General features: G+C 71.5%; 19 protein-coding genes. 9 read left to right on the top strand and 10 right to left on the bottom strand.

The window, feature by feature from the left end; translation table 11 throughout:
* Nucleotides 1-14 precede the first annotated feature (14 nt).
* Nucleotides 15-704, top strand: coding sequence for a FadR/GntR family transcriptional regulator (locus ACWCQK_RS13915; protein ID WP_451155325.1), 690 nt, complete (start codon nucleotides 15-17; stop codon nucleotides 702-704).
* On the opposite strand, the gene ACWCQK_RS13910 is transcribed toward ACWCQK_RS13915, so the two are convergent.
* The 3 genes from ACWCQK_RS13910 to fabG all read right to left on the bottom strand — a co-directional run bounded on the left by ACWCQK_RS13910 (nucleotide 685) and on the right by fabG (nucleotide 2,684).
* The gene (locus ACWCQK_RS13910; protein WP_451155324.1) at nucleotides 685-1,032 is read right to left on the bottom strand and encodes a hypothetical protein; all 348 of its coding nucleotides are present in this window, start codon (nucleotides 1,030-1,032) and stop codon (nucleotides 685-687) included. The two genes, ACWCQK_RS13915 and ACWCQK_RS13910, sit on opposite strands and share 20 nt — an antisense overlap.
* 174 nt (nucleotides 1,033-1,206) lie before the next feature.
* The gene (gene fabI / locus ACWCQK_RS13905; RefSeq protein ID WP_451155323.1) at nucleotides 1,207-1,974 is read right to left on the bottom strand and encodes an enoyl-ACP reductase FabI; all 768 of its coding nucleotides are present in this window, start codon (nucleotides 1,972-1,974) and stop codon (nucleotides 1,207-1,209) included.
* Nucleotides 1,975-1,979: 5 nt separating this feature from the next.
* Nucleotides 1,980-2,684 (bottom strand): 3-oxoacyl-[acyl-carrier-protein] reductase, encoded by a 705-nt coding sequence (gene fabG / locus ACWCQK_RS13900; RefSeq protein ID WP_451155322.1) that lies wholly within the window; start codon nucleotides 2,682-2,684, stop codon nucleotides 1,980-1,982.
* A 267-nt stretch (nucleotides 2,685-2,951) separates the two neighbouring features.
* On the opposite strand from fabG, the gene ACWCQK_RS13895 reads away from it, so the two are divergent.
* Genes ACWCQK_RS13895 through tyrS form a run of 3 tightly spaced genes read left to right on the top strand, consistent with a single transcriptional unit; the run spans nucleotide 2,952 to nucleotide 7,201 of the window.
* On the top strand, nucleotides 2,952-4,475 hold the full coding sequence (locus ACWCQK_RS13895; protein WP_451155321.1) for a TldD/PmbA family protein: 1,524 nt from the start codon (nucleotides 2,952-2,954) through the stop codon (nucleotides 4,473-4,475).
* A complete protein-coding gene (locus tag ACWCQK_RS13890; protein WP_451155320.1) occupies nucleotides 4,472-5,875 on the top strand; it encodes a metallopeptidase TldD-related protein in 1,404 nt (467 codons plus the stop codon). Before ACWCQK_RS13895 ends, ACWCQK_RS13890 begins: the two co-directional genes overlap by 4 nt.
* A gap of 57 nt (nucleotides 5,876-5,932) precedes the next feature.
* On the top strand, nucleotides 5,933-7,201 hold the full coding sequence (gene tyrS, locus ACWCQK_RS13885; protein ID WP_451155319.1) for a tyrosine--tRNA ligase: 1,269 nt from the start codon (nucleotides 5,933-5,935) through the stop codon (nucleotides 7,199-7,201).
* Between the two features lie 106 nt (nucleotides 7,202-7,307).
* Here tyrS and ACWCQK_RS13880 read toward each other — a convergent pair whose 3' ends face one another.
* Nucleotides 7,308-7,586 (bottom strand): GlsB/YeaQ/YmgE family stress response membrane protein, encoded by a 279-nt coding sequence (locus ACWCQK_RS13880; protein ID WP_451155318.1) that lies wholly within the window; start codon nucleotides 7,584-7,586, stop codon nucleotides 7,308-7,310.
* A gap of 234 nt (nucleotides 7,587-7,820) precedes the next feature.
* On the opposite strand from ACWCQK_RS13880, the gene ACWCQK_RS13875 reads away from it, so the two are divergent.
* On the top strand, nucleotides 7,821-8,246 hold the full coding sequence (locus ACWCQK_RS13875) for a DUF3099 domain-containing protein (RefSeq protein ID WP_451155317.1): 426 nt from the start codon (nucleotides 7,821-7,823) through the stop codon (nucleotides 8,244-8,246).
* A gap of 187 nt (nucleotides 8,247-8,433) precedes the next feature.
* Nucleotides 8,434-8,652: a hypothetical protein gene (locus tag ACWCQK_RS13870; RefSeq protein ID WP_451155316.1), complete on the top strand. Its 219-nt coding sequence runs from the start codon at nucleotides 8,434-8,436 to the stop codon at nucleotides 8,650-8,652.
* Nucleotides 8,653-8,677: 25 nt separating this feature from the next.
* Here the strand turns inward: ACWCQK_RS13870 and moaA are convergent, their stop codons facing one another.
* The 3 genes from moaA to ACWCQK_RS13855 form a co-directional block, all read right to left on the bottom strand.
* Nucleotides 8,678-9,667: a GTP 3',8-cyclase MoaA gene (gene moaA / locus ACWCQK_RS13865; protein WP_451155315.1), complete on the bottom strand. Its 990-nt coding sequence runs from the start codon at nucleotides 9,665-9,667 to the stop codon at nucleotides 8,678-8,680.
* Between the two features lie 153 nt (nucleotides 9,668-9,820).
* Nucleotides 9,821-11,449, bottom strand: coding sequence for a solute symporter family protein (locus ACWCQK_RS13860; protein ID WP_451155314.1), 1,629 nt, complete (start codon nucleotides 11,447-11,449; stop codon nucleotides 9,821-9,823).
* Nucleotides 11,446-11,802 carry a DUF485 domain-containing protein gene (locus tag ACWCQK_RS13855; protein ID WP_451155313.1) on the bottom strand — a complete coding sequence of 119 codons (357 nt, stop codon included), beginning with the start codon at nucleotides 11,800-11,802 and terminating at the stop codon, nucleotides 11,446-11,448. Before ACWCQK_RS13855 ends, ACWCQK_RS13860 begins: the two co-directional genes overlap by 4 nt.
* Nucleotides 11,803-12,065: 263 nt before the next feature.
* Here ACWCQK_RS13855 and ACWCQK_RS13850 point away from each other — a divergent pair, with 263 nt between their 5' ends.
* The 3 genes from ACWCQK_RS13850 (at nucleotide 12,066) to ACWCQK_RS13840 (ending at nucleotide 16,264) form a co-directional block, all read left to right on the top strand.
* Nucleotides 12,066-13,595 carry a S8 family peptidase gene (locus tag ACWCQK_RS13850; RefSeq protein WP_451155312.1) on the top strand — a complete coding sequence of 510 codons (1,530 nt, stop codon included), beginning with the start codon at nucleotides 12,066-12,068 and terminating at the stop codon, nucleotides 13,593-13,595.
* A gap of 99 nt (nucleotides 13,596-13,694) precedes the next feature.
* A complete protein-coding gene (locus ACWCQK_RS13845) occupies nucleotides 13,695-15,077 on the top strand; it encodes a CoA transferase (RefSeq protein ID WP_451155311.1) in 1,383 nt (460 codons plus the stop codon).
* A 173-nt stretch (nucleotides 15,078-15,250) separates the two neighbouring features.
* A complete protein-coding gene (locus tag ACWCQK_RS13840; protein WP_451155310.1) occupies nucleotides 15,251-16,264 on the top strand; it encodes a CopD family protein in 1,014 nt (337 codons plus the stop codon).
* 159 nt (nucleotides 16,265-16,423) lie between these two features.
* Here the strand turns inward: ACWCQK_RS13840 and ACWCQK_RS13835 are convergent, their stop codons facing one another.
* The 3 genes from ACWCQK_RS13835 to ACWCQK_RS13825 are packed head-to-tail and all read right to left on the bottom strand — an operon-like array spanning nucleotide 16,424 to nucleotide 19,047.
* Complete coding sequence (locus tag ACWCQK_RS13835) at nucleotides 16,424-17,470, bottom strand: zinc-dependent alcohol dehydrogenase family protein (RefSeq protein ID WP_451155309.1); 1,047 nt, start codon at nucleotides 17,468-17,470, stop codon at nucleotides 16,424-16,426.
* Nucleotides 17,471-17,512: 42 nt separating this feature from the next.
* Complete coding sequence (locus ACWCQK_RS13830; protein WP_451155308.1) at nucleotides 17,513-18,178, bottom strand: lysoplasmalogenase; 666 nt, start codon at nucleotides 18,176-18,178, stop codon at nucleotides 17,513-17,515.
* Nucleotides 18,175-19,047, bottom strand: a complete 873-nt coding sequence (locus ACWCQK_RS13825; protein ID WP_451155307.1) for a sterol desaturase family protein — start codon at nucleotides 19,045-19,047, stop codon at nucleotides 18,175-18,177. The genes ACWCQK_RS13830 and ACWCQK_RS13825 overlap by 4 nt, the downstream gene beginning before the upstream one ends.
* Between the last annotated feature and the right edge of the window lie 89 nt (nucleotides 19,048-19,136).

Genomic DNA, 19,136 nt, shown 5'->3' with positions numbered 1-19,136 from the left:
TGCGAAGGTGTGCCATGCCCCTGAGCCATCCCCGCCGCTCGGCGCTGTCCGAGCAGGTCATCGCCGAGCTGCGCAACCAGATCACCTCGGGCGAATGGCCGGTCGGCTCCCGCATCCCGACCGAGCCCGAGCTCGTGGAACAGCTGGGGGTCGCCCGCAACACGGTCCGCGAGGCCGTCAGGGCGCTGGCGCACAACGGTCTGCTCGACATCCGCCAGGGGTCCGGCACGTACGTCGTGGCGACCAGTGAGCTGGCGGGCGTGATGCACCGCCGCTTCTCCGGCGCCGACCCCCGGCACATCGCAGAACTGCGTTCCGCGCTGGAGTCGGCGGCGGCGCGGCTGGCGGCCGAGCGGCGCACCGAGAAGGACCTCAAGCAACTCGACACGCTGCTGCTGCGCCGCCACGAGGCCTGGGCCTCGGGTGACGCGGAGACGTTCGTGACGGCCGACGCGACCTTCCATCTGGCGGTGGTCTCCGCCTCGCACAACGACGTCATGATCTCGATGTACGCGGACCTGGGCGAAGTGCTGCGGGACTGGCTGCGCGACGACGTCGGCGAGGATCTGGCGCGGGAGACGCCCATGGACCACACCCGGCTGGTCGACGCGATCCGCACGGGCGACGCGGAGGCGGCGGGCGCGGAGGCGGCCGGCTATCCGTTCCTGTGCCGTCCGGGCCTGTTCAGACCTTCTGGTGGCTGATCCAGACCGAGCGCACTTCCTTCCAGCACCGGCCGGTCAGCCGTACGGTCACCGCGGGGCCGGTGTCGACAGGGGCGCCGTCGGTGTCCAGGTCCCACCAACGGTCGCACTCGACGTGCAGAGTGACCCGGTCGGCGTCGGCATAGGGGTTGTGGCAGTAGGCGACGACATGCGAGCCGCTGACGGTCGTCCGGCAGTCGGCTCCGAACTGCTGCGCCGGGGCCGGTTCCCCCGTCTTCACGCGCGTGTGCGGCATCGCCTCGTACGGCAGGGACAGCACGAGAGCGACGGCCACGGTCACTGAGGCCAGGCTCCGGGACAGGCGCACAAGGGGGACCTCCTCGGCCGTGCTGGGGAGGATCTCGCGTGGGTACGCGCTCTTCCAGCGTGCGCAGTCACGGCCCTCCCCCGCCCGGCCGGATAGGCCGAACGGGTGACGCCCCGCTCTCCGCGCGCTGCGGGGAACGGGGCGCCCACGCCGTACGGGACGGCGTACGGAAGATCACGCACCGATGGCGTGCAGACCGCCGTCCACGTGGACGATCTCGCCCGTGGTCTTCGGGAACCAGTCGCTCAGCAGCGCGACGACGCCCTTGCCGGCCGGCTCCGGGTCCTTGAGGTCCCACTCCAGCGGCGAGCGGTTGTCCCACACCGCGGCCAGCTCGCCGAAGCCCGGGATGGACTTGGCGGCCATGGAGGCGAGCGGGCCCGCCGAGACGAGGTTGCAGCGGATGTTCTGCTTGCCCAGGTCACGGGCGAGGTAGCGGCTGGTGGCCTCCAGGGCGGCCTTGGCCGGGCCCATCCAGTCGTACTGCGGCCAGGCGAACGAGGCGTCGAAGGTGAGACCGACGACCGAGCCGCCGTTCTGCATCAGCGGCAGGCAGGCCATGGTCAGCGACTTCAGGGAGAACGCCGAGACGTGCATGGCGGTGGCGACCGACTCGAACGGCGTGTTCAGGAAGTTGCCGCCGAGCGCGTCCTGCGGGGCGAAGCCGATGGAGTGCACGACGCCGTCCAGGCCGCCGAGCTCCTCGCCGACGATGTCCGCCAGCCGGCCGAGGTGCTCCTCGTTCGTGACGTCGAGCTCGATGACCTTGGTGGGCTTCGGCAGCTTCTTGGCGATGCGCTCGGTCAGCGTCGGCCGCGGGAACGCGGTCAGGATGATCTCGGCGCCCTGCTCCTGCGCCAGCTTGGCGGTGTGGAAGGCGATGGAGGACTCCATCAGCACACCGGTGATCAGGACGCGCTTGCCCTCGAGGATTCCACTCATGGTGATCAGTGACCCATTCCCAGTCCGCCGTCAACAGGGATGACGGCTCCAGTGATGTACGAGGCGTCGTCCGAGGCGAGGAACCGCACCGTCGCGGCGATCTCCTCCGGCTGCGCGTACCGGCCCAGCGGCACCTGCGACACGATGCCCGCACGCTGCTCGTCGTTGAGCGCCTGGGTCATGTCGGTGTCGACGAAGCCGGGCGCGACGACGTTGAAGGTGATGTTGCGCGAGCCCAGCTCACGAGCCAGGGAGCGCGCGAAGCCGATCAGGCCGGCCTTGGAGGCGGCGTAGTTCGCCTGCCCCGCGGAGCCCAGCAGCCCGACGACCGAGGAGACGAGGACGACGCGGCCCTTCTTGGCGCGCAGCATGCCGCGGTTGGCCCGCTTGACGACGCGGAAGGCACCGGTGAGGTTGGTGTCGACGACCGAGGTGAAGTCCTCCTCGGACATGCGCATCAGGAGCTGGTCCTTGGTGACGCCTGCGTTGGCGACCAGGACCTCGACGGTTCCGTGCTCCGCCTCGATCTCCTTGTAGGCCTGCTCCACCTGCTCGGTGTCGGTGATGTCGCACTTGACGGCCAGGAAGCCGGCCGGCGGCTCACCCGAGCGGTACGTGATGGCGACCTTGTCGCCGGCGTCGGCGAACGCGCGGGCGATGGCGAGGCCGATGCCCCGGTTGCCTCCGGTGACGAGAACCGAGCGGCTCAACGGATCACCCTTTCCGTAGGGGTCTGACACACCCGCCCGATCTTCTGGATGGCAGGCGGCTTCCCCGAAAACCTATCGGTCCGGCCACGTCGGAGGACATTCGGGCACCGACAGTGGGAGACGGCCGGTCCTGTGGGATCCCTACAGGCCGACACCGCGAAACGGCTGGGGCCGCGCGTCGCGGTGAAGCATCATTGCACCTCGGTACCCCTGCCCAGCGTGGCCGGAGTGCCTGTCGCATCGGGGTCGAAGAGGAGGAGGGCCATCGTGCCCCACGAGATCGACGAGTCATTCCTCGCACTGCCACTGCGCGCCCTCGCCGACGCCGCGCTGGCACGCGCGCGTGCGCTCGGCGCGGAGCACGCGGACTTCCGGTTCGAGCGGGTGCGCAGCGCCTCCTGGCGGCTGCGGGACGCCAAGCCGTCCGGGTCGTCGGACACCACCGACCTCGGGTACGCGGTGCGCGTGGTGCACGGCGGTACCTGGGGGTTCGCGTCGGGGGTGGACCTGACGATGGACGCCGCCGCCAAGGTCGCCTCCCAGGCGGTGGCGATGGCCAAGCTCTCCGCCCGGGTGATCGAGGCGGCCGGTTCGCAGGAGCGGGTGGAGCTCGTCCACGAGCCCGTGCACGCGGACAGGACGTGGGTCTCGTCGTACGAGATCGATCCGTTCACCGTGCCCGACGAGGAGAAGGCCGGGCTGCTGGCGCAGTGGAGCACGCGGCTGCTGGCCGCCCCCGGCGTCAACCACGTCGATGCCTCGCTGCTCACGGTGCACGAGAACAAGTTCTACGCCGACACCGCCGGGACCGTCACCACGCAGCAGCGGGTGCGGCTGCATCCGCAGCTGACCGCGGTGTCGGTGGACGAGTCGAGCGGTGAGTTCGACTCGATGCGGACGATCGCGCCGCCGGCCGGGCGCGGCTGGGAGTACCTCACCGGCACCGGCTGGGACTGGGAGGGCGAGCTGGCGCGGATGCCGGAGCTGCTCGCCGAGAAGATGCGGGCGCCGAGCGTCGAGCCGGGGCTGTACGACCTGGTGGTCGACCCGTCCAACCTGTGGCTGACCATCCACGAGTCCATCGGGCACGCGACCGAGCTGGACCGCGCGCTCGGTTACGAGGCCGCCTACGCCGGTACGTCGTTCGCGACCTTCGACCAGCTCGGCACACTGCGCTACGGCTCGCGGCAGATGAACGTCACCGGCGACCGCACCGCCGAACACGGACTGGCGACCGTCGGGTACGACGACGAGGGCGTGCAGGCGCAGTCCTGGGACCTGGTGAAGGACGGCACACTGGTCGGTTACCAGCTGGACCGGCGCATCGCGCGGCTGACCGGGTTCGAGCGCTCCAACGGGTGCGCGTTCGCCGACTCCCCCGGGCACGTGCCCGTGCAGCGCATGGCCAACGTCTCGCTCCGGCCCGATCCGGCGGGGATGTCGACGGAGGACCTCATCGGGGGTGTCGACCGGGGCATCTACGTCGTCGGCGACCGGTCCTGGTCCATCGACATGCAGCGCTACAACTTCCAGTTCACCGGGCAGCGGTTCTTCAGGATCGAGAACGGGCGGATCACCGGTCAGCTGCGGGACGTCGCCTACCAGGCCACGACCACCGACTTCTGGGGGTCCATGGCGGCCGTCGGCGGCCCGCAGACCTATGTCCTCGGCGGTGCCTTCAACTGCGGCAAGGCCCAGCCCGGTCAGGTCGCGGCCGTCTCCCACGGCTGCCCCTCCGCCCTCTTCCAGGGCGTCAACATCCTCAACACGACGCAGGAGGCCGGTCGATGAGCGCGCGTACCGACAAGCCGGGCAAGCCGCACGAGGTGGTCGAGCGGGCCCTCGCGCTGTCCCGGGCGGACGGGTGTGTCGTCATCGCCGACGAGCACTCCACCGCCAACCTGCGCTGGGCGGGCAACGCGCTCACCACGAACGGTGTCACGCGCGGGCGCACGCTGACCGTGATCGCGACCGTGGATGGCAAGGAGGGCACCGCCTCCGGAGTCGTGTCGCGGTCCGCCGTGACCGCGGCGGAGCTGGAGCCGCTGGTGCGGGCCGCGGAGGCCGCCGCGCGGGGCGCCGCCTCGGCCGAGGACGCGCAGCCGCTGGTCACGGGCGTGGCTCCGTCGGCGGACTTCACGGAGGCGCCCGTGGAGACCTCCTCCGCGGTGTTCGCCGACTTCGCGCCGGCGCTCGGGGAGTCGTTCGCACGCGCGCGTGCGGGCGGCCGCGAGCTGTACGGCTTCGCCAACCACGAGCTGGTGTCGACGTACCTCGGCACGTCGACGGGGCTGCGGCTGCGGCACGACCAGCCCAACGGGACGCTGGAGCTCAACGCCAAGTCGCCGGACCGTACGCGCTCGGCCTGGGCCGGGCGCTCGACGCGGGACTTCAAGGACGTCGACCCGGCGGCGCTGGACGCGGAGCTGGCCGTCCGGCTGGGCTGGGCGCAGCGCCGGGTGGAGCTGCCCGCGGGCCGCTACGAGACGCTGCTGCCGCCGACCGCCGTCGCCGACCTGCTGATCTACCAGATGTGGTCGGCGTCGGGCCGGGACGCGACCGAGGGCCGGACGGTGTTCTCCGAGCCGGGCGGCGGCACCCGCCTCGGGGAGCGGCTGACCGAGCTGCCGCTGACCCTGCGCAGCGACCCGGACGAGCCGGGCCTGGAGTCCGCCCCCTTCGTGATCGCCCACTCCTCGGGCGGCGACCGGTCGGTGTTCGACAACGGGCTGCCGATCCGGGCCACCGAGTGGGTCGGGGCGGGCGAGCTCAAGCACCTCACCACCACCCGCCACAGCGCCGGTCTGACCGGGCTGCCGGTGGCCCCCGGAATCGACAACCTGATCCTGGACGGGGGCGAGGACCGCTCCCTGGCGGAGATGGTCGCCGCCACCGAGCGGGGGCTGTTGCTGACCTGCCTGTGGTACATCCGCGAGGTCGATCCGGCGACCCTGCTGCTCACCGGCCTGACCCGGGACGGCGTCTACCTCGTCGAGAACGGCGAGGTGACCGGCGAGGTCAACAACTTCCGGTTCAACGAGTCGCCGGTCGGTCTGCTGGGGCGGGCCACCGAGGCCGGGCGCACGGAAAAGACGCTGCCGCGGGAGTGGAGCGACTGGTTCACTAGGGCCGCGATGCCCACCCTGCGGGTGCCGGACTTCAATATGAGCTCTGTCAGCCAGGGCGTATAACCTCGTAGCCAGTGGTCGCTCGACCGCCCGAAGATCATTCAAGGAGATACGAGAACCGTGACGGACATCGTCGACGAACTGAAGTGGCGGGGCCTCGTCGCCCTCTCCACTGACGAGGACGCATTGCGCAAGGCGTTCGCGGACGGTCCCGTCACGTTCTATTGCGGTTTCGACCCGACCGCGCCCAGCCTGCACCTGGGCAACCTCGTGCAGATCCTGACGATGCGCCGGATCCAGCGGGCGGGCAACCGTCCGCTGGGTCTGGTCGGCGGTGCAACAGGCCTGATCGGCGACCCGAAGCCGAACTCGGAGCGCACGCTCAACGCCCCCGAGGTCGTCGCCCAGTGGGTCGAGCGGCTGCGCGCCCAGATCGCCCCGCTGCTGGACTTCGAGGGGCCGAACGCGGCGGTCATGGTCAACAACCTGGACTGGACCCAGGGCATGTCGGCCATCGAGTTCCTGCGCGACATGGGCAAGCACTTCCGGGTCAACAAGATGATCGCGAAGGAGGCCGTCGCCCGGCGGCTCAACTCCGACGCGGGCATCAGCTACACCGAGTTCAGCTACCAGATCCTCCAGGGCATGGACTTCCTGGAGCTGTACCGGAGGTACGGCTGCACGCTCCAGACCGGCGGCAGCGACCAGTGGGGCAACCTCACCTCCGGTACGGACCTGATCCACCGGGTCGAGCCGGACGCCGTGGTGCACGCGCTGGGCACACCGCTGATCACCAAGGCCGACGGCACCAAGTTCGGCAAGACGGAGTCCGGCACCATCTGGCTCGACCCCGAGATGACCACGCCGTACGCCTTCTACCAGTTCTGGCTGAACGCGGACGACCGGGACGTCTCCAAGTTCCTGCGCATCTTCAGCTTCCGGTCCCATGACGAGATCGAGGAGCTGGAGAAGCAGACCGAGGAGCGTCCGCAGGCGCGCGCCGCGCAGCGGGCGCTGGCCGAGGAGCTGACGACGATGGTGCACGGCGCCGGCCAGACGGCCGCCGTGGTCGCCGCGTCCAAGGCCCTCTTCGGCCAGGGCGAGCTGACGGACCTCGACGACCGGACGCTGGCCGCGGCCCTGTCCGAGGTGCCGCACATCCGGGTCGCCGAGCTCCGGCCGGTCGTGGACCTGTTCGCCGAGGTGGGCCTGGTCGCCAGCAAGTCGGCGGCCCGCCGCACGGTGAAGGAGGGCGGCGCCTACGTGAACAACGTGAAGGTCGCCGCCGAGGACGCGGTCCCCGCTCAGGAGGACCTGATCCACGGCCGCTGGCTGGTGCTGCGCCGGGGCAAGAAGAACCTGGCGGCGGTCGAGGTCGCGGCCGGCTGAGCCGGTACGGGCGGAGCGAAGGGGTGGCTTCCCGTGTGGGAGGCCACCCCTTCGTCGTACGCGGTGACGTCCCACGCGGGAGGCCACCTGTTCGTCGTACGCGGTCTCAGGCGCGCTGTCTCCTGTTGCCCCGCAGTGCCATGTACGCCATGTCGCCGAGGGCGACGATGATGATCGCGGCCACCAGCTGGAACAGGTGCCGGCTCCAGTCGATGCCCCGGGTCTCGGCCACGCCGAGGGCACGGGCGATGGCGTTGCCGGCGATGGCGCCCAGGATGCCGAAGATGGTGGTCAGCCAGAGCGGGCTGTGCTGCTTGCCCGGGATGATCGCCTTGGCGATCAGGCCCAGCACGAATCCCACGATGATGGCCCACAACCAGCCCATGGCTGCCTCCTCGTACGGCTTGACGTGAGCAGTACGGACAGTTTCCGCCCGCCCCAGGTACGGCGCATGTCGGGTGCGGCCGTACGTGCGACGGCGCAGGGCGTTCGCCCAGGCGGGAGGTGCCCCGGTCTCGAAGGCGGCGCAGCCGCGGCGTAACGTGGAACACGTGCGGGCCAGGTGTTCCGGCCGGGTGCCGGCCGGGGGAAGTCCGACGCGGGCGGATGGTGGGATCTGATGCGGAAGCAGCGCGGTGGCGGCAACGTCCAGGTGTTCCGGATCACCGGCGCCCGGCAGAGTCTGGAGGACGACGTGCGGGGCCGGCAGCGCCGGTACGTCATCTCGATGGCGGTCCGTACGCTGGCGGTGATCCTCGCGGCCACCCTGTGGGGCGTGGAACGGCACGTCGCGATCGTGGCCCTCGTTCTGGGTGCTCTTCTCCCCTATGTCGCGGTGGTCGTCGCCAACGCCGGGCGGGAGAACGCGCCCTCGCTCCCGACGACGTTCGTGACGACGCCGACGCCTCCGATGATCGGACCCGCGCGGGCCGAGGAGGCCGCTGGAAGGGCCGCCTCGGAGTCCTCTACGGAGCCCTCTACGGAGTCCGCCGCGGGGTCCGTTCGCGATGACTCCGCGGGTGAGCGGGCCGAGTATCGGCCGTGAACCGGCTGTGCGCCAAGCTCAAGAAATGCTCAGATCAATCCTGTTGTTCCGGCTCCCGGCGGCTGGTTACCCGTGACATACTTCGTACGCGCTCCGCATCCCCCGTCGGAGCGACAGACCGACGCCGGGCAGCTCCCCCCGTGGCTGCTCGGCGTCGCCTTGTTGTGCGCACCTGTGAGATGAATCCGTGAGTGACGAGACACCTGTCTGTTCCGCCAAGGGCTGCCGCCTCGACGCGGTATGGGTGCTGGCGTGGAACAACCCGAAGATCCATACGCCGGAGCGGCGCAAGACGTGGCTCGCGTGCGACGAACACCGCGAGCATCTCTCGCAGTTCCTCGGGGTGCGGGGTTTCCTCAAGGACGTGGTGAAGCTCTCCGAGTGGGAAGCGGCCGAGCGCGGCTGACCCCACGCCGGGCCGCCGCTCCGCCTCACCCGCCGATCGAGGACATCGGGCGGTCCGGCTGGAGGAACGACGGGTCGTCCAGGCCCGAGCCGGCCTTCTTGCCCCACATCGCCAGCCGCCAGATCCGGGCGATCTCCTCGTCGGTGGCACCGCCGCGCAGCGCGGCGCGCAGGTCGGTCTCCTCGCTCGCGAACAGACAGGTGCGGATCTGACCGTCGGCGGTGAGGCGGGTGCGGTCGCAGGCTCCGCAGAACGGGCGGGTGACGGAGGCGATGACGCCGACGCGGTGCGGTCCGCCGTCGACGATCCAGCGCTCGGCCGGGGCCGAACCGCGCTCCTCGGATCCCTCGGCGGTCAGCTCGAAACGGGTACGCAGGGAGGCGAGGATGTCACCCGCGGTGACCATGCCCTCGCGCTTCCAGCCGTGCTGGGCGTCCAGCGGCATCTGCTCGATGAAGCGCAGTTCGTAGCCGTGCTCGACCGCCCAGGCCAGCAGGTCCGGGGCCTCGTCGTCGTTCAGGCCGGGCATCAGGACCGCGTTCACCTTGACCGGCGTCAGGCCCGCCTCGTGGGCGGCTTCGAGACCCGCGACGACGTCCCGGTGACGGTCCCGGCGGGTGAGCGTCTTGAAGACGTCCGGGCGGAGGGTGTCCAGCGAGACGTTCACCCGGTCCAGGCCCGCGGCCTTCAGCGCCTCGGCCGTGCGCCTCAGGCCGATGCCGTTGGTGGTGAGGGACATCCGGGGCCGGGGCGTCAGGGCCGCCACCCGCTCGACGATGCCGACCAGACCGGGGCGCAGCAGGGGCTCGCCGCCGGTGAAGCGGACCTCCTCGATCCCGAGGGAGGTGACCGCCGTGCCGATCAGACGGACGATCTCGTCGTCGGTGAGCAGGTCGGGCTTGCCCAGCCACTGCAGGCCCTCCTCGGGCATGCAGTAGGTGCAGCGGAGATTGCAGCGGTCGGTCAGCGAGACCCGCAGGTCGGTGGCCACCCGGCCGTAGGTGTCGATGAGCACGTGGGCCCCCTCCCCTCGTACCGGATCCGACGTTCCTGTCACCTGCGAGCCTACGTGACGGGACGGACAGCGACAGTTGCCGATCACACGAGGTACGACGCGGCCGCGTCGTAGGACCCTACGATCCCTGACGCGGCCGCGGAAGTAGGACGCTCAGTGTGCTCCGCTCCCGGTGAGTGACCGGACCTCGAGTTCGGCGTACTTGGCGGAGTCGGGGCCCTCCTTGGACAGGTAGGTGCCGACGACACCCAGCAGGAAGCCGACCGGGATCGAGATGATGCCCGGGTTCTCCAGCGGGAACCAGTGGAAGTCGACGTCCGGGAACATCGAGGTGGGCTTGCCGGAGACGACCGGCGAGAACAGCACCAGGCCGACCGCCGTGACCAGACCGCCGTAGATCGACCACAGGGCGCCGGAGGTGGTGAACCGCTTCCAGAAGAGGCTGTAGAGGATGGTCGGCAGGTTGGCGGAGGCGGCGACCGCGAACGCCAGGGCGACCAGGCCGGCCACGTTCAGGTCGCGGGCGAGGGCGCCGAGCACGATGGAGACGGCGCCGATGCCGACGGTCGCCCAGCGGGCCGCGCCGATCTCCTGCTTCTCGGTGGCGGTGCCCTTCTTGATGACGTTGGCGTAGATGTCGTGGGCGAAGGACGAGGACGAGGCCAGCGTCAGGCCCGCGACGACCGCGAGGATCGTGGCGAAGGCGACCGCCGAGATGGTGGCCAGCAGGATCGCGCCCCAGCTGGAGTCGACGCCGCCGAGATGGAGCGCCAGCAGCGGCGCGGCCGTGTTGCCCGCCTTGTTGGAGGCGACGATCTCGTCCGACTTGATGAGCGCGGCGGCACCGAAGCCGAGGGCGAGCGTCATCAGGTAGAAGGCGCCGATCAGGCCGATCGCCCAGATCACCGACTTACGGGCGGCCTTGGCGGTGGGCACCGTGTAGAAGCGGATCAGGATGTGCGGCAGACCCGCGGTGCCGAGGACCAGCGCGATGCCCAGCGAGATGAAGTCCAGCTTGGTGGTGCCCGTCGCGCCGTACTTCAGGCCGGGCTCCAGGAAGGCGGCGCCCTTGCCGCTGTTGTCGGCGGCCGAGCCGAGCAGGTCCGAGACGTTGAAGTCGAACTTGAGCAGGACCAGGAAGGTCAGCAGCAGGGCGCCCGCGATGAGCAGGACCGCCTTGACCATCTGGACCCAGGTGGTGCCCTTCATCCCGCCGATGGTGACGTACACGATCATCAGGACGCCGACCAGGGCGACGATGCCGATCTTGCCGCCGTCGCTGGTGATGCCGAGCAGCAGGGACACCAGGACGCCGGCGCCGGCCATCTGCGCCAGCAGGTAGAAGATCGACACGACGATCGTGGAGGTGCCGGCCGCGGTGCGGACCGGGCGCTGGCGCATGCGGTACGCCAGCACGTCGCCCATCGTGTAGCGCCCGGAGTTGCGCAGCGGCTCCGCGACCAGGAGCAGGGCGACCAGCCAGGCCACCAGGAAGCCGATGGAGTAGAGGAAGCCGTCGTAGCCGAAGAGGGCGATCGCACCCGCGATGCCGAGGAAGGACGCGGCGGACATGTAGTCGCCGGAGACGGCGAGTCCGTTCTGGAAGGCGGTGAACTGCCGTCCGCCGGCGTAGAAGTCCGCGGCGTCCTTGGTCTGGCGGCCCGCCCAGACGGTGATGACGAGGGTCGCGGCGACGAACACCGCGAACAGCGTGATGATCAGCGGGCGGTGCTCGCTCGCCTCTCCCGCGGCGAACTGCACATGGGTGATCGCGGGGCTCATGCGCCGCCCTCCATCCGGGACTTGATGGCGTCCGCCTTGGGGTCGAGCTGCGTGGCGGCGTGCCGCGCGGTCCACCAGGCGATGAGGAACGTGGTGAGGAACTGGGCGAGACCCAGGACGAGAGCCACGTTGATGTTGCCGAACAGCTTGGTGCCCATGAAGTCGCCCGCGTAGCTCGACAGCAGGACGAACAGCAGGTACCAGGCGATGAAGCCGACGGTCAGCGGGAAGGCGAAGGAGCGGTAGGAACGGCGCAGTTCAACGAACTCGGCGCTCTCCTGGACCGCGACGAACTCCTCCGTGGAGGGCAGTCGATGTTCGGCTTTCGAAGGGGGCGGTGCGTCGGTGGCCACGGAGTCTCCTCGCGGTGCGGATGCGGTGACGACGGTGAACGAGGCGGGCGGTCGGGCAGTCACCCTCCCGTTCCCTGTCCAAGGTCACGGCGCCCGATGAGGCGCGGTTCAACTCGGTTCGCGTCTTTCGGAAGTCGTCTCCATAAGTCATTGCTGGCCACGGAGTTCGGAAGATAGCTTCGCCCTGCACCACCCGTCATGTACCTGCCCGAGCACAACCTGTGTCTCGGGCCGGTTTTGTTTCCGGATGATGTGGAGACCCCATGGCTCATCTGCCTTCCAGGCGCCGACTCGCCCTCGCCGTGCCCGTCGTGCTGTCCCTGACCGCGTCGCTCGGATTCCTGCCGGCCGCGGCCTCGGCCGCGCCGCGCGCGGAGTCCGCGGCGCGGACGGCCGACGCGGGGACCTACGCCTACGTCGTCAACACGAGACTCGACCACCGCACGATCAAGTCGGTCGAGCGGGCGGTCGTCGCGGCCGGCGGCAGCGTCGTGGTGACGTACGACAGGATCGGCGTGATCGTCGCCCACTCCGCGAACCCGGGCTTCGCCGCCCGGATACGCACGGTGCGCGGGGTGCAGTCGGCCGGTGCCACGCGTACCTCCGCGGTCACCGCGGCGGGCACGACGGACGAGGGCGCGGTCCAGTACCTGTCCCCGGCCCAGGCCGCCAAGGTCGCGGCGGGCGGCGGGACTTCGGGTGCGGAGCCGCTGGAGGCCGACCAGTGGGACCTGCGCGCGATAGGCGCCGACAAGGCCGCGAGGATCGACCCGGGCAGCAGGAAGGTGACCGTCGCCGTCATCGACACCGGCGTCGACGACACCCACCCCGACATCGCCCCGAACTTCTCCGCCGCGCAGTCCGCGAACTGCGTGAGCGGCAAGCCGGACACGACGTACGGCGCCTGGCGGCCGGTCGACGCCGACCACTACCACGGCACCCACGTGGCGGGTGAGATAGCCGCGGCCCGCAACGGCATCGGCGTCGCGGGGGTCGCCCCCGGGGTGAAGGTCGCCGGGATCACGGTCGCCCAGCCGGACGCGAACAGCCTGTTCTTCCCGGAGAGCGTGGTGTGCGCCTTCGTCTTCGCCGCCGATCACGGCGTGGAGATCACCAACAACAGCTATTACGTGGACCCGTGGCTGTACAACTGCACGGACGACCCCGACCAGAAAGCGATCGTCGACGCGGTCAACAGGGCGCAGCTGTACGCCCAGAAGAAGGGCACCCTCAACGTCGCCTCGGCGGGCAACTCCAACGACGACCTCGACTCGGACGCCCTCGCCGACGACTCCAGCCCCGACGACTCGACCCCGGTGCCCCGGACGGTCGACCCGCACAAGTGCTTCGACATCCCGACCCAGTTGTCGGGTGTCGTCACCGTGAGCGCCACCGGCGTCAAGGGTGCCAAGTCGTACTACTCCAGCTACGGCAAGGGCGTCGTCGACGTCGCGGGTCCGGGCGGCGACCGCTACCAGATCCCCGACACGCCGTCGCAGAACGGCCGCATCCTGTCGACGCTGCCGAACAACCAGTACGGCTACCTCCAGGGGACCTCGATGGCCTCCCCGCACGTCGCCGGAGTGGCCGCGCTGCTGAAGTCGACCCACCCCCGCGCGACTCCGGCCCAGCTCCAGGCGCTGCTCAAGGCGCAGGCGGACAACCCGGGCTGCCCGACCGCCCCATACGACGGCAACGGCGACGGGATCGTGGACGCGACCTGCGTGGGCGGCAAGCGCGTCAACGGCTTCTACGGCTTCGGCGTCGTCAACGCGCTGCGCGCGGTGAAGTAGCCCCTGGGGAACGCGCCGAGAGCGTGCGCGGTCGGGCCGGGCGGGTGATCCGCCCGGCCCTTCCTCGTGTTGACGGCGTACCTGGCGCATAGTGCGGTCATGACTGCGATCACGTTCGCCTGGTCCGCGCTGGGCGGCGACCCCGCCCTCCTCGCGCGCGGTTCGACCGTCGTACGGCAGGGAGCGCTCGCGGCGCGGCTCGGCGTACGGGAGTTGGCGCGGGTGTGCGTGGGCACGTGCGCGCTGGCCGCCGCCGAGCTCGGCGCGCGGCGGGCCGGGCTGCCGGAGGTGCCGGCGGTGCGGGTGGACGACGGGGCCGTGGCCACCGCGTTCGTCAGCGAACGGCACCTGCTGGTCGACGGGCGGGCTCCCGTCGCCTTCGCACCGCTGTCACGGTTCTGGCGGACCGCCGACGGATGGGTGCGCACGCACGCCAACTACCCGCACCACCGGGCGCGGTTGCTGGAGGCGCTGGGACTCGGGGACGACGCGACGGTGGACGACATGGCCGGTGTGCTCGCCGAGCGGTCCGCCCTCGCGGTGGAGGAGACGGTGTACGGCGCGGGCGGCCTCGCGGTCGCCCTGCGCACGGCGTCGCGGTGGGCGGCGCATCCGCAGGCCGTCGCGCTCGCCGGGCGGCCGCTGGTGGAGCGCGGGCGGCTGGACTCCGCTCCCGTGCGGGTGCTCGCGCCGGTCGGCGTCCGTCCGCTGCTGCCCGCCGCCGGGCTGCGGGTCCTCGACCTCACCCGGGTGACCGCCGGACCGGTCGCGACCCGCACACTCGCCCTGCTGGGCGCGGACGTGCTGCGCCTCGATCCCCCCGGGATGCCCGAACTCCCCGACGCGCACGCGGACACGGGCTTCGGAAAGCGGTCGGCGGCACTGGACCTGGTGGCCGACCGGCGTCGCTTCGAGGAGCTGCTCGCGACGGCGGACGTCGTCGTCACCGGGTACCGGCCGGGCGCCCTGGACCGGTTCGGGCTAGGTGCCGAGGCGCTGGCCGAGCGCAGGCCCGGGGTGGTGGTGGCGCAACTGTCGGCGTGGGGCGCCTGCGGGCCGTGGGGCGGGCGGCGCGGCTTCGACAGTCTGGTGCAGGCCGCCACCGGCATCGCGGCCGTCGAGGGGTCGTCGGAGCGGCCCGGCGCGCTGCCCGCGCAGGCCCTCGACCACGGCACGGGCTATCTGCTGGCCGCCGCGGTGCTGCGGGCGCTGACCGAGCAGTCGTACGAGGGCGGCAGCCGGTTCGTCCGGGCGGCGCTGGCGCGGACGGCGTCCTGGCTGACGGACGGGGTCACGCGCGGGGTGCCGGGCACCGAGCCGTACGACGGGCGGTACGACGGGCCGGAGCCCTGGCTGGCCGAGACCGACAGCGGGCTCGGGCGGCTGCGGTACGCGCGCTCGCCGCTGTCCTTCGCGGGCGGGCCGGCCGACTGGGCGCGGCCTCCGGGACCGTGGGGCGGCGACGCGGCGCGCTGGGTCTGAGACCTGGCGGGACCTGGCGGGACCTGACGGAACCTGACGGGACCTTCCAGAACGTTCCCGGATGTTCCTGAAGGTTCCTGGATGTTGCAGGTCGTGGCGACGGGCGGAATGACGTTCTCCCAGTTCTTTCCCCGCAGTTGCCCTGTTCTGTGCCGGATGGCGACCATCCTGGGGTGACCCTGATACGACCGGCCGCCGAGACTCCCGGGACGGACGGCCCCGAGCGACGGCGTCCCGGTGCGGGCCGGGCCGTCGCCGTCCTGGTGCTGGTGACGCTCGGCGCGCTGACGCCCCTGCTCGGGCCGTCCGCCGCGCTGCACGGCACGGGTGAGGCGGCCGCGCCGGGCGCCGGAGGCATCGCGCTGCTGCGTACCGTGCTGTTCGCGGCGTTGTGCGTCCCGGTGGGCGAACTCTTCGTCGACCGTCTGGCCGGCCGGGTCCCCGGCGCTCCCGCCGAGGCGCCGCGCCGATGGGCCCCGTACGCGGCGGCCGCCGGATTCCTCGCGGCGCTGGGGCTCGCCTGCGTCGTCGCCACCGGCAACCTGGTGCCGCGCTCCCTCGCCGAGGTCGACGTCGGCGGCCTGTACCGCTCGTACGAGGGCAGGCTCGCGCTGCTGGAGGTCGACGCCTTCGCGGTGGCGGGCCTGTGCGCGCTGTCGCGCCGGCCGGGCACCCAGGTGTGGCCCCTGGCCGCCGTGGTCGTCGCGGAGGCGCTGCGCGCGCATCCTCCGGCCGAGCACGGGGCGTCGACCGGCGCCGCCCTCACGCTCGTGCACCTGCTGTGCGCGGCGCTGTGGGCGGGCGGTCTGCTGCGCGTGCTGCGCACGCTGGGGCGGTGGCGCGACGGCGCGGCGGGCACGGCCCTGTTGGGCCGCTACGCGCGCGTGGCGGCCGTACTGCTGGCCGCGATCACCGCGTCGGGGGTGTGGAGCGCGCTGCGCCGGATGCCCGCGGACACGGTCCTGGACCAGCTGACGACGACGGCGTACGGGCGCGCCCTGCTCGCCAAGGTGCTCCTGGTGGCCGTCGTCGTCGTGCTGGCCCTGTGCGCGCGGATCCGGCTGCGCCGCGCGGCCGACCCGCTGGCCGCCTGCTCCCCCGCGCGGGCGGAGGTGGTGGCGCTGGGGGCGGCGGTCGCGGTGTCGGGCGTACTGACGGCGCTGCCGCTGCCGATCCGTTGGGGCTGATCGGTCGTTGCGGCTGAGGGAGCCGTCGTAGCTGATCAGCCGTTGCGGCTGACGAATCCGTCGTAGCTGATCGGTCGTTGGCGCTGAGAGAGCCGTCGGAGCTGAAGAAGCCGATGGGGCTGATGAAGCCGATGGGGCTGATGAAGCCGATGGGGCTGATCAGTCGTTGGTGACGAGCACCTTGAGGGCGGTGCGCTCGTCCATGGCCTTGTAGCCGTCGGGGACGCCCTCGATGCCGACGGTCATGTCGAAGACGGGCGACGGGTCGATCGTGCCGTCGAGGACGTCGGGCAGCAGGTCGGGGATGTAGGCGCGGACCGGTGCGACGCCGCCGCGCAGGGCGATGTTCCGGTCGAACATGACGCCGAGGTCGAGGCCGGTGCCGCTGCCGTGGGGTACACCGACGAAGCCGATGGCGCCTCCGTCGCGGGTGACGCTCACGGCGGTCCACATCGACTGCTCCGTGCCGACCGCCTCGACGACGCAGTGCGCGCCCTGGCCGCGGGTGAGCGCGCGGACGGCCTCGACGGCCGCCTCCCCGCGCTCGGCGACGACGTCGGTGGCGCCGAAGCGGCGCGCGATGTCGGTGCGGACCTCGTGCCGGCCCAGGGCGATGACGCGCTCGGCGCCGAGCCGCTTGGCGGCCAGGACCGCGCACAGGCCGACGGCTCCGTCGCCGACGACGGCGACCGTGGCACCCGGGCGGACGCCCGCGCCGAGGGCGGCGTGGTGGCCGGTGCCGAGGACGTCCGAGAGGGTCAGCAGGGCGGTCAGCAGGTGGTCGTCGGAGGCCGCCTCCTTGGGCAGTCGCACGAGCGTGCCGTCGGCGAAGGGGACGCGCACGGCCTCGCCCTGGCCGCCGTCGTGTCCGACGGCACCCCAGAAGCCGCCGTGCTCGCAGGACGTCGTCAGGCCTTCCCGGCAGTAGTCGCAGACGCCGTCGGACCACATGAACGGCGCGACGACGAGGTCACCGCGCCGGACACCGGTGACGTCGCCGCCGGTGTCCTCGACCAGGCCGAGGAACTCGTGCCCGATCCGCTGGCCCGGCTGCCGGGCCGCCTCGCCGCGGTAGGCCCACAGGTCACTGCCGCAGATACAGGCGCGCAGCACCCGGACCACGGCGTCGGTGGGCAACTGCACGACGGGCTCGGGCACGTCCTCCACGCGCATGTCGTAGGGGGCGTGGATGGTGGTGGCGCGCATGTCGAGGGTCCTTCTCGTGCGGTCGGTGCGGGGCGGGTGCGCTCAGGGGGTGGTCGAGCGCACTTCACCGTACGCCGCGGTCGGCGCCCGCCGCTCGTCGAGGGTGCCCCGGACCAGCAGGAACTGTGCGGCGGCGTAGGTGAGCATGATCCAGAAGGCGGACCCGGGCAGGTCCGATCGGCCGTCGAGGCCGGTCGCGATGAGGGTGTCCGAGGCCATGAACAGCGCGCCGCCGAGTCCGGCGACGAGGCCGAGCCGGGCGCCCGCCGTGTACGCCATGGCCGTGAGCAGGGTGCTGTAGACGGCCACGGGAACGCGCAGGTCCGCGGGCAGGTCCGGCCAGAGCAGGGCGAGGGTGGCCAGGAGCGCGACGGCGTAGCCGGGCAGCAGGAGTCCGCCACGCGCGCGTGCGGTGCCGGCCGCGCGGAACAGGGCGAGGTAGCAGACGTGTCCGGCGGCGAAGCAGGCCATCCCGGCCAGGAAGGCGGGGTCGGCGTCGGACAGGAGCAGGGTGTCGCCGCCCCAGCCGAAGAGCAGGGCGGCGACGAGGAGCCGGGGTGCGCCGCGCAGCGCCGCGTGGCCGGCGAGGAGCGGCATCAGCAACGGCTTGGCGACCGTGTGCCCGGTGTCCGAACCGGCCAGGAGGAAGCCCAGGTCGGCGATGGTGGCGAGGGCGAAGGCGGCGAGGAGGACGCGTGACGCTCTCACGCGGCGGTGGTCTCCTGGACGGGCGCGACGGCCGCGCGAGGCGCCGGCTGCCAGCCCGGCCCCCGGAACACCCGGCCGGCGCGTTCGCGCCAACTGCTCGCCGCTTTCAGGTCCTTGGCGATGGCGACGTACTCGTGGGTGGCGACCTTCAGCGGGTTGAACGTGCCGATGTTCTTGGTCAGCCCGTACACCGGGCGCTCGGTCTCCGCCGCGAACGACCCGAACAGCCGGTCCCAGACGATCAGGATGCCGCCGAAGTTGCGGTCGAGGTAACCACCCTGGGACGCGTGGTGCACCCGGTGGTGGGAGGGCGTGTTGAGGACGGACTCGAACCAGCGGGGCATCCGGTCGATCCGCTCGGTGTGGATCCAGAACTGGTAGACGAGGTTCACGGAGGAGCAGAACGCGAGCGCGGCCGGGTGCACACCGGCGGCGACGAGGGGGACGTAGAACGGCCAGGCGGTCAGCGAGGTCCAGGGCTGGCGCAGGGCCGTGGTGAGGTTGAACTTCCTGCTGGAGTGGTGGACGACGTGACACGCCCACAGGATGCGGATGACGTGGTGCCCGCGGTGGGACCAGTAGTAGAAGAAGTCCTGCGCGAGCAGCATCAGCGGGATCGTCCACCACAGAAGCGGTACGCGCAGCGGTGTCAGCGCGTAGACGGCCGTGTAGAGGGCGACGATCGGGATCTTCCAGACGAAGTCGAAGACGAGGCTCCCGAGCCCCATGCCGACGCTGGTCGCGGCGTCCTTGGTCTCGTATCCGGCCGTGTCCTCGTCGGGATGGAGGCGGACGCTGATCATTTCGACCACGGAGAGCAGCACGAAGGCGGGTATGGACCACAGCACGACATCGGGCAGGTTCGGCATGCAGGCACCGTAGAACCGCTGGTCGTCCAGGGGCTAGAGGTGGTTACCGACAAGTATCGCCGTCGGTGCCGCGCCGGTTCGTCGGCGAT

It is taken from the genome of Streptomyces sp. NPDC002306, assembly GCF_053593435.1.
This window is presented reverse-complemented; position numbering and strand designations above follow the sequence as displayed.

Coding starts and splice junctions, on each gene's coding strand:
- fabI (WP_451155323.1), bottom strand. CDS start 1,974: ATGAGTGGAATCCTCGAGGGCAAGCGCGTCCTGATCACCGGTGTGCTG.
- ACWCQK_RS13915 (WP_451155325.1), top strand. CDS start 15: ATGCCCCTGAGCCATCCCCGCCGCTCGGCGCTGTCCGAGCAGGTCATC.
- ACWCQK_RS13890 (WP_451155320.1), top strand. CDS start 4,472: ATGAGCGCGCGTACCGACAAGCCGGGCAAGCCGCACGAGGTGGTCGAG.
- ACWCQK_RS13845 (WP_451155311.1), top strand. CDS start 13,695: ATGACTGCGATCACGTTCGCCTGGTCCGCGCTGGGCGGCGACCCCGCC.
- ACWCQK_RS13835 (WP_451155309.1), bottom strand. CDS start 17,470: ATGCGCGCCACCACCATCCACGCCCCCTACGACATGCGCGTGGAGGAC.
- ACWCQK_RS13880 (WP_451155318.1), bottom strand. CDS start 7,586: ATGGGCTGGTTGTGGGCCATCATCGTGGGATTCGTGCTGGGCCTGATC.
- ACWCQK_RS13860 (WP_451155314.1), bottom strand. CDS start 11,449: ATGAGCCCCGCGATCACCCATGTGCAGTTCGCCGCGGGAGAGGCGAGC.
- ACWCQK_RS13825 (WP_451155307.1), bottom strand. CDS start 19,047: ATGCCGAACCTGCCCGATGTCGTGCTGTGGTCCATACCCGCCTTCGTG.
- ACWCQK_RS13850 (WP_451155312.1), top strand. CDS start 12,066: ATGGCTCATCTGCCTTCCAGGCGCCGACTCGCCCTCGCCGTGCCCGTC.
- ACWCQK_RS13875 (WP_451155317.1), top strand. CDS start 7,821: ATGCGGAAGCAGCGCGGTGGCGGCAACGTCCAGGTGTTCCGGATCACC.